7 protein-coding genes are annotated in these 7,166 nt (G+C 59.6%); 3 read left to right on the forward strand and 4 right to left on the reverse strand.

Annotated features, from left to right (window positions below):
* Window positions 1–209: 209 nt before the first annotated feature.
* The 3 genes from NCR38_RS02840 to NCR38_RS02850 all read right to left on the reverse strand — a co-directional run bounded on the left by NCR38_RS02840 (window position 210) and on the right by NCR38_RS02850 (window position 2,091).
* A complete protein-coding gene (locus NCR38_RS02840; protein WP_250476377.1) occupies window positions 210–647 on the reverse strand; it encodes a DUF192 domain-containing protein in 438 nt (145 codons plus the stop codon).
* 280 nt (window positions 648–927) lie between these two features.
* Window positions 928–1,134 (reverse strand): hypothetical protein, encoded by a 207-nt coding sequence (locus NCR38_RS02845; RefSeq protein ID WP_061117641.1) that lies wholly within the window; start codon window positions 1,132–1,134, stop codon window positions 928–930.
* Between the two features lie 381 nt (window positions 1,135–1,515).
* Entirely contained in the window at window positions 1,516–2,091 is a 576-nt protein-coding gene (locus NCR38_RS02850) for a pseudouridine synthase (RefSeq protein ID WP_061117640.1), read from the reverse strand.
* A gap of 203 nt (window positions 2,092–2,294) precedes the next feature.
* Here NCR38_RS02850 and icd point away from each other — a divergent pair, with 203 nt between their 5' ends.
* Window positions 2,295–3,551 carry an NADP-dependent isocitrate dehydrogenase gene (icd, locus tag NCR38_RS02855; protein ID WP_250476376.1) on the forward strand — a complete coding sequence of 419 codons (1,257 nt, stop codon included), beginning with the start codon at window positions 2,295–2,297 and terminating at the stop codon, window positions 3,549–3,551.
* 159 nt (window positions 3,552–3,710) lie between these two features.
* On the opposite strand, the gene cspD is transcribed toward icd, so the two are convergent.
* Window positions 3,711–3,917: a cold shock domain-containing protein CspD gene (gene cspD / locus NCR38_RS02860; protein ID WP_008351201.1), complete on the reverse strand. Its 207-nt coding sequence runs from the start codon at window positions 3,915–3,917 to the stop codon at window positions 3,711–3,713.
* Window positions 3,918–4,438: 521 nt separating this feature from the next.
* On the opposite strand from cspD, the gene clpS reads away from it, so the two are divergent.
* Both clpS and clpA read left to right on the forward strand, forming a co-directional pair.
* Window positions 4,439–4,753, forward strand: coding sequence for an ATP-dependent Clp protease adapter ClpS (gene clpS, locus NCR38_RS02865; protein WP_008351199.1), 315 nt, complete (start codon window positions 4,439–4,441; stop codon window positions 4,751–4,753).
* The gene (clpA, locus tag NCR38_RS02870; protein WP_061117638.1) at window positions 4,750–7,053 is read left to right on the forward strand and encodes an ATP-dependent Clp protease ATP-binding subunit ClpA; all 2,304 of its coding nucleotides are present in this window, start codon (window positions 4,750–4,752) and stop codon (window positions 7,051–7,053) included. The genes clpS and clpA overlap by 4 nt, the downstream gene beginning before the upstream one ends.
* Window positions 7,054–7,166: the final 113 nt, after the last annotated feature.

Raw genomic sequence — 7,166 nt, forward strand, 5'->3', positions numbered from 1 at the left:
CTGGTCGCCGTGCGGCGACCTTCGGCGCGACCTGAAGTGGTGAGATGCGTCGCGCTGAATCTTTTTAGGATAGCGCGTCGGCAAGCTCTTTGCAGGAATCCTGCCAGCTCGACGGAGGGGACTTTCCGGACGCAAAAAAACCGGCGTGTCGTGCGACGACGCCGGTTTCCTGGTCGGGCGAAAAGGGCTTGTTGCGGACTTATTGCGGGCTATTGCGCGCGCGGCAGGCCCTTGAGCTGTATGCCGGGCTTGATGCCCTTCGCGGCGAACCAGCCTTTGGGCATTTCGAGCGCATACACGCCGTTATTGCGCGGGCAGTGATTGTTCTCGGTCTCGGCCTGCATTTCGTCGATGTCGGTGATCGTGCCGTCCGCGCGAATGAACGCGATCGACAGCGGAATCAGCGTGTTCTTCATCCAGAAGCAATGCACGGCGTTTTCATTGAAAACGAAGAGCATGCCTTCGTTCGGTGCGAGCTTCGTGCGATACATGAGGCCTTGCTCGCGATCGGCATCGTTCGCGGCGACGGCGGCATCGATCACGTACATGCCCGCGGTGAGCTTCGCGCGCGGAAAGTCGGACGGCTGCTTGGCGCCGGGGGGCATTGTCTGTGCCTGCGCGAGCGGGACGGCTGCGAATGGCAGCATCAATGCGATCACGCATGCTCGAATCGTGGCGGCGATGCGCGCGCGCCGGGCCGAAGCCGTCGAACTGAATGGTGACACCAAGGCACGCAACAACAGATTCACGACGATGCTCCTTTCAAGACAAACGTTGTGCCGGAAAGCCGGCGGCCCCGCGCATGTTACTCGATGCGCAGGCACAAAACAAAAGGGCAGACGCCTTGCGGCCATCTGCCCTTCAACGCCGTAAAGACGACGGTAATGCTCGTTTTTGACTTCGCTATACCGCCGTTTTACAACGAACTTACTGAGCTGCCGAAGCGGCTTCCGGCGCCGAAGCGGCTGCCTTCTTGTGCGACTTGTGCGACGACTTGTGCGACTTCTTGTGCGACGACTTGTGAGCCGACGAAGCAGCAGCTGCCGGAGCAGCAGCGGCCGGTGCCGAAGCTTCTTGTGCGAATGCAGCGGTTGCGAACAGGCCAGCGACGAGAGCAGCGATCAGTTTGTTCATCTGTGAATCCTCAGCTTGAGTTAATTAACCAAACGACCCGGTCATTGAGTCATGTTGGTAAACGAGCCACCTACCTTTCGGTTGACAGTCGAGTCGATAAATTAATCTCGATACGACTGTGAACGCTTGAACCTTTCAAACTCCCTGGAGCACACAGGTTGTTGTAATCAGTTTTCGCTCATGCCGGATAGCTTTCTGCGGCATCTGACGCCCTTAACGCGTCGCGCGCGGAGTCGGTTGACGCGATTTACGGAGAAATGCGCAGCAGAACAAAAAATATTCGTTTCGAGATTTGCGCTACTCGATCTTCATGACACTGCGTTTAAGCGCATCGCACTGAACGATGCAAAGGCGCTTATTTGCGAGATAGTTGAATGCGATTCAACGAACGCGTTGCCACGGCGCGTCTGGCGCAACGTCCGCGGTCTCGCCGGGGGCGATGCCCAGCGCGAAGACATCGAGCGCGCCGATCGCCACGCGCACGAGCCGCAAGGTCGGATAACCGGCCGCCGCCGTCATGCGTCTGACCTGCCGGTTCTTGCCTTCGGTGATGGCCAGCTCGATCCACGTCGTCGGGATGGCGGCGCGAAAGCGGATCGGCGGCGTGCGCGGCCAGAGTGCGTCGATGTCGTGTGCACCGACGAATGCGGTGCGGCAGGGACGCGTCACATAGTCGCCGAGATCGACGCCTTTCGCGAGACGCGCGAGCGCGGCTGCGTCGGGTGCGCCTTCGACCTGCGCCCAATACCGCTTCACGAGCTTGTGACGCGGTTCTGCGATGCGGGCTTGCAGTGCGCCGTCATCGGTGAGCAGGAGCAGCCCTTCGCTGTCCGCGTCGAGTCTGCCCGCGGGATACACGCCCGGCGTCTTGACCCAGTCGCCGAGCGATGCGCGCGTTTCGTGCGCGGAAAACTGGCAGATGGTGCCGAAGGGCTTGTTCAGGGCGATGAGTGACATGCAAGGCGGCGCGCGGGGTGATCGGATGCGGCATCTTAATGCATGCGCCAGGCCCCGTCGGGCGCGCCGGGGCGGGCCAGCATGGTTAGAATGATGTAATGACGAACATTGGGGGCTGTGCGTCGCCCCCGCATGCTGCATCGCATCGTTCTCTTTCCAGTTTGTTTGCTTCCACTCAAGTCCGGCCTTATTTGGAGTCGACCATGCCGTATCAGCACATCAAGGTTCCGGCGGACGGTGACAAGATCACCGTCAACGCGGATTTCTCGCTCAACGTCCCCGATCAGCCGATCATCCCGTACATCGAGGGCGACGGCACGGGCGTCGACATCACGCCGGTGATGATCAAGGTCGTCGATGCGGCGGTGGAAAAGGCCTACGGCGGCAAGCGCAAGATTCAATGGATGGAAATCTTCGCGGGCGAAAAGGCGACGCGCGTCTACGGCCCCGATGTGTGGCTGCCCGACGAGACCCTCGATGTGGTGAAGGACTACATCGTGTCGATCAAAGGGCCGCTCACGACGCCCGTCGGCGGCGGCATCCGTTCACTGAACGTTGCGCTTCGTCAACAGCTCGATCTGTATGTGTGTCTGCGGCCGGTGCGCTATTTCAAGGGCGTGCCCTCGCCGGTGCGCGAGCCGGAGAAGATCGACATGGTGATCTTCCGCGAGAATTCCGAGGACATCTACGCGGGTATCGAATGGCCGGCGGATTCGGCCGAGGCGAAGAAGGTCATCAAGTTCCTGCGCGAGGAAATGGGCGTGACGAAGATCCGTTTCCCGGATTCGTCGGGGCTCGGAATCAAGCCGGTGTCGCGCGAGGGCACGGAGCGGCTCGTGCGCAAGGCGATTCAATACGCGATCGACAACGACCGTCGCTCGGTGACGCTGGTGCACAAGGGCAACATCATGAAGTTCACCGAAGGCGCGTTCCGCGACTACGGTTATGCGCTCGCGCAGAAGGAGTTCAACGCGGAACTGATCGACGGCGGTCCGTGGATGAAGGTGAAGAATCCGAAATCGGGCAATGACATCGTCGTGAAGGATGTGATCGCCGATGCGTTCCTGCAGCAAATCCTGCTGCGTCCGGCCGAATACGACGTGATCGCGACGCTCAACCTGAACGGCGATTACGTCTCGGACGCGCTCGCGGCACAGGTGGGCGGCATCGGCATCGCGCCGGGCGCGAACATGTCCGATTCCGTCGCAATGTTCGAAGCGACGCACGGCACGGCGCCGAAGTACGCGGGCAAGGACTATGTGAATCCAGGTTCGGAAATTCTCTCGGCTGAAATGATGCTGCGCCACCTCGGCTGGTTCGAGGCCGCGGACCGCATCATTTCGTCGATGGAGCAATCGATTCTTTCGAAGCGCGTCACGTACGACTTCGCGCGCCTGATGGAAGGTGCGACGCAGGTATCGTGTTCAGGCTTCGGACAGGTGATGATCGAGAATATGTGAGGACTCACCTCAGTTCGATGTGTTAAGTAAAACCCCGGAAGGCTTGCGCCTTGCGGGGTTTTTGACTGGGCGCCAGCGCTTCATATATTTGAGAAGCGCCGAACGAAAAAAAACCCGGCTCGGAGGCCGGGTTTCACGAGGCAAAGTTCGATCGAACGGTCAGGCAGCGTCCTGGATGTTCGAAGCCTGCTTGCCCTTCGGTCCCTGGACGATCTCGAAGCTGACCTTCTGGCCTTCTTTGAGTGTCTTGAAACCGTTCATTTGAATCGCCGAGAAATGTGCAAACAGATCCTCGCCGCCTTCATCGGGCGTGATGAATCCGTAGCCTTTCGCGTCGTTGAACCACTTGACCGTACCAGTAGACATTCGTACTTCCCCTCTAACTCTTGTCGCACCCAGAGCACGCTCGAAAAGCTCGACGGCCACCCCACATTGTGAACCGCCCCCTCCTCACAAGCTCACCTCGGCCTCTTTTTTCGTCCGTGGTTGGCCCCCGGAAAAAAGTGCCAGTTTGATTGTTAAATCTCTTAAATCGGGTGTCAAGGAATTTTTGGGATGGCCGTTAAGCTCGTTGCAAAGAGCACATTCGTAGGGTAATTCCTGCTTTGCGTGTGTGCTGCCGTCCAAGCACGCCATCTTGAAAAGTCGCATAATCGACTCACGTGTGTGTTACCCGGCGGCCCGCGGCGCCTGCTCGGTTTGTTTTTTTTGAAGCTGTGCGATACTCGTTTCGACGAGGGGCAAGCGGGCCGCGCCGAAGCGTTGGGCAGCGGCAGGATTGAATGGACGATAGCTGTGCGAATGCAGTTTTCAGCGTTGCATTCCGACCGGGCGGTCGGTGCTGGAGCGGCAATTGCAAGGACGTCCGTGTTGTTTAGAATGGGTGTATGGCGATCAATCCCAACAAGCAGGATGGCACGGTACTGGAGCGGCAGGAGCAGAAGCTCAAGAAGCCGGCCATGTACAAGGTGGTGCTGCTGAATGACGACTTCACGCCGATGGAATTCGTCGTGATGATCGTGCAGGAATACTTCAATAAAGATCGTGAGACTGCGACGCAGATCATGCTGAAGGTTCATCGCGAAGGCAGGGGAGTTTGTGGGGTCTACACGCGGGATATCGCGTCGACCAAAGTTGAGCAAGTCGTTAGCCATGCACGGCAAGCGGGACACCCGCTGCAGTGCGTGATGGAGGAAGCATGATTGCCCAGGAACTGGAAGTCAGTCTGCACATGGCGTTTATGGAAGCACGTCAGGCGCGGCACGAGTTCATAACGGTCGAGCATCTGCTGCTCGCCCTGTTGGACAATCCGACCGCGGCTGAAGTGTTGCGCGCCTGCGCAGCCAACATTGAAGATTTGCGTCAGAACCTGCGCAATTTCATTCATGACAACACGCCGACCGTGCCGGGGACGGACGACGTCGATACTCAGCCGACGCTTGGTTTCCAGCGCGTGATCCAGCGCGCGATCATGCACGTGCAATCGACCTCGAACGGCAAGAAGGAAGTGACCGGCGCGAACGTGCTGGTGGCGATCTTCGGCGAGAAGGACTCGCACGCGGTGTACTACCTGCAGCAGCAGGGCGTCACGCGTCTCGATGTCGTGAATTTCATTTCGCACGGCATCGCGAAGACGAACAGCGGCGACGCCGCGAAGACGAACAGCGAAGCCAATCCGGAGTCGGAAGACGCCGCTGCGCAAAAGGAAACGCCGCTTGCGCAGTTCACGCAAAACCTCAATCAGCTCGCGAAGGATGGCAAGATCGATCCGCTGATCGGCCGCGAACTGGAAGTCGAGCGCGTGGTGCAGGTGTTGTGCCGCCGTCGCAAGAACAATCCGCTGCTCGTGGGTGAAGCCGGCGTGGGCAAAACTGCGATCGCAGAAGGGCTCGCCTGGCGCATCACGCGCGGCGAAGTGCCGGACATCCTCGCTGACGCGCAGGTGTATTCACTCGACATGGGTGCGCTGCTCGCGGGCACGAAGTATCGCGGCGATTTCGAACAACGTCTGAAGACGGTGCTCAAGGAACTGAAGGAGCGTCCGCACGCCATTCTGTTCATCGACGAAATTCATACGCTGATCGGCGCGGGCGCGGCTTCGGGCGGCACGCTCGATGCGTCGAACCTGCTGAAGCCGGCGTTGTCGTCGGGTCAGTTGAAGTGCATCGGTGCAACTACGTTTACGGAATATCGCGGCATCTTCGAGAAGGACGCGGCGTTGTCGCGTCGTTTCCAGAAGGTGGATGTCACCGAGCCGACCGTCGAGCAGACCGTGGCAATTCTGCGCGGCCTCAAGACGCGTTTCGAAGAGCATCACGGCGTGAAGTATTCGTCAGGTGCTTTGTCCGCGGCGGCGGAGCTGTCGGCGCGCTTCATCACGGATCGTCATCTGCCGGACAAGGCCATCGACGTGATCGACGAAGCGGGCGCGGCGCAACGCATCCTGCCGAAGTCGAAGCAGAAGAAGACCATCGGCAAGAGCGAGATCGAAGAGATCATCTCGAAGATCGCGCGCGTGCCGGCGCAGAGCGTTTCGCAGGACGATCGCAGCAAGCTCCAGACGCTCGATCGCGATCTGAAGGCCGTCGTGTTCGGCCAGGATCCGGCCATCGATGCGCTGTCGGCATCGATCAAGATGGCGCGCGCGGGACTCGGCAAAACGGACAAGCCGATCGGCGCGTTCCTTTTCTCCGGGCCGACGGGCGTCGGCAAGACCGAGGTCGCGAAGCAGCTGGCGTTCACGCTCGGCATCGAGCTGCTGCGCTTCGACATGTCGGAATATATGGAGCGCCATGCGGTCAGCCGTCTGATCGGTGCGCCGCCGGGCTATGTCGGGTTCGATCAGGGTGGTCTTCTGACCGAAGCCGTCACGAAGAAGCCGCACTGCGTGCTGCTGCTCGACGAAATCGAGAAGGCGCATCCGGATATCTACAACGTGCTGCTGCAGGTGATGGATCACGGCACGCTGACGGATAACAACGGCCGCAAGGCGGACTTCCGCAACGTCATCATCATCATGACGACGAACGCGGGTGCCGAGACGATGGGCAAGTCGGTGATCGGTTTCACGTCGCGCCGCGAATCGGGCGACGAAATGGCCGACATCAAGCGCATGTTCACGCCGGAGTTCCGTAACCGTCTGGACGCGATCATCAGCTTCCGCTCGCTGGACGAGGAAATCATCCTGCGCGTGGTCGACAAGTTCCTCATGCAACTGGAAGATCAATTGCACGAGAAGAAGGTCGATGCGGTCTTTACCGATGCATTGCGCAAGCATCTCGCGAAGCACGGTTTCGATCCGCTGATGGGCGCTCGCCCGATGCAGCGTCTGATTCAGGACACGATCCGTCGTGCATTGGCCGACGAACTGCTGTTCGGCAAGCTGCTCAACGGTGGCCGCGTGACGGTGGATGTCGATGCGGACGACAAGGTACAGCTCACGTTCGACGAAAACTCGGCGCCGCCGCGCAATCCGAATCCGGAAGCAATCGAAGTGGATTGATCGAAGGGGTCTTTGGAAGTAAAAACGGCGCGGGTTTGAACTGACCCCGCGAAGTTGGACGGTTAAAGTCTAGCGGGTAGCCAAGGCCTGAGTTCTGTATTGCACGGGACTCA

Source organism: Caballeronia sp. INML1, assembly GCF_023631085.1.
GTDB classification, from domain to species: Bacteria; Pseudomonadota; Gammaproteobacteria; order Burkholderiales; family Burkholderiaceae; genus Caballeronia; species Caballeronia turbans.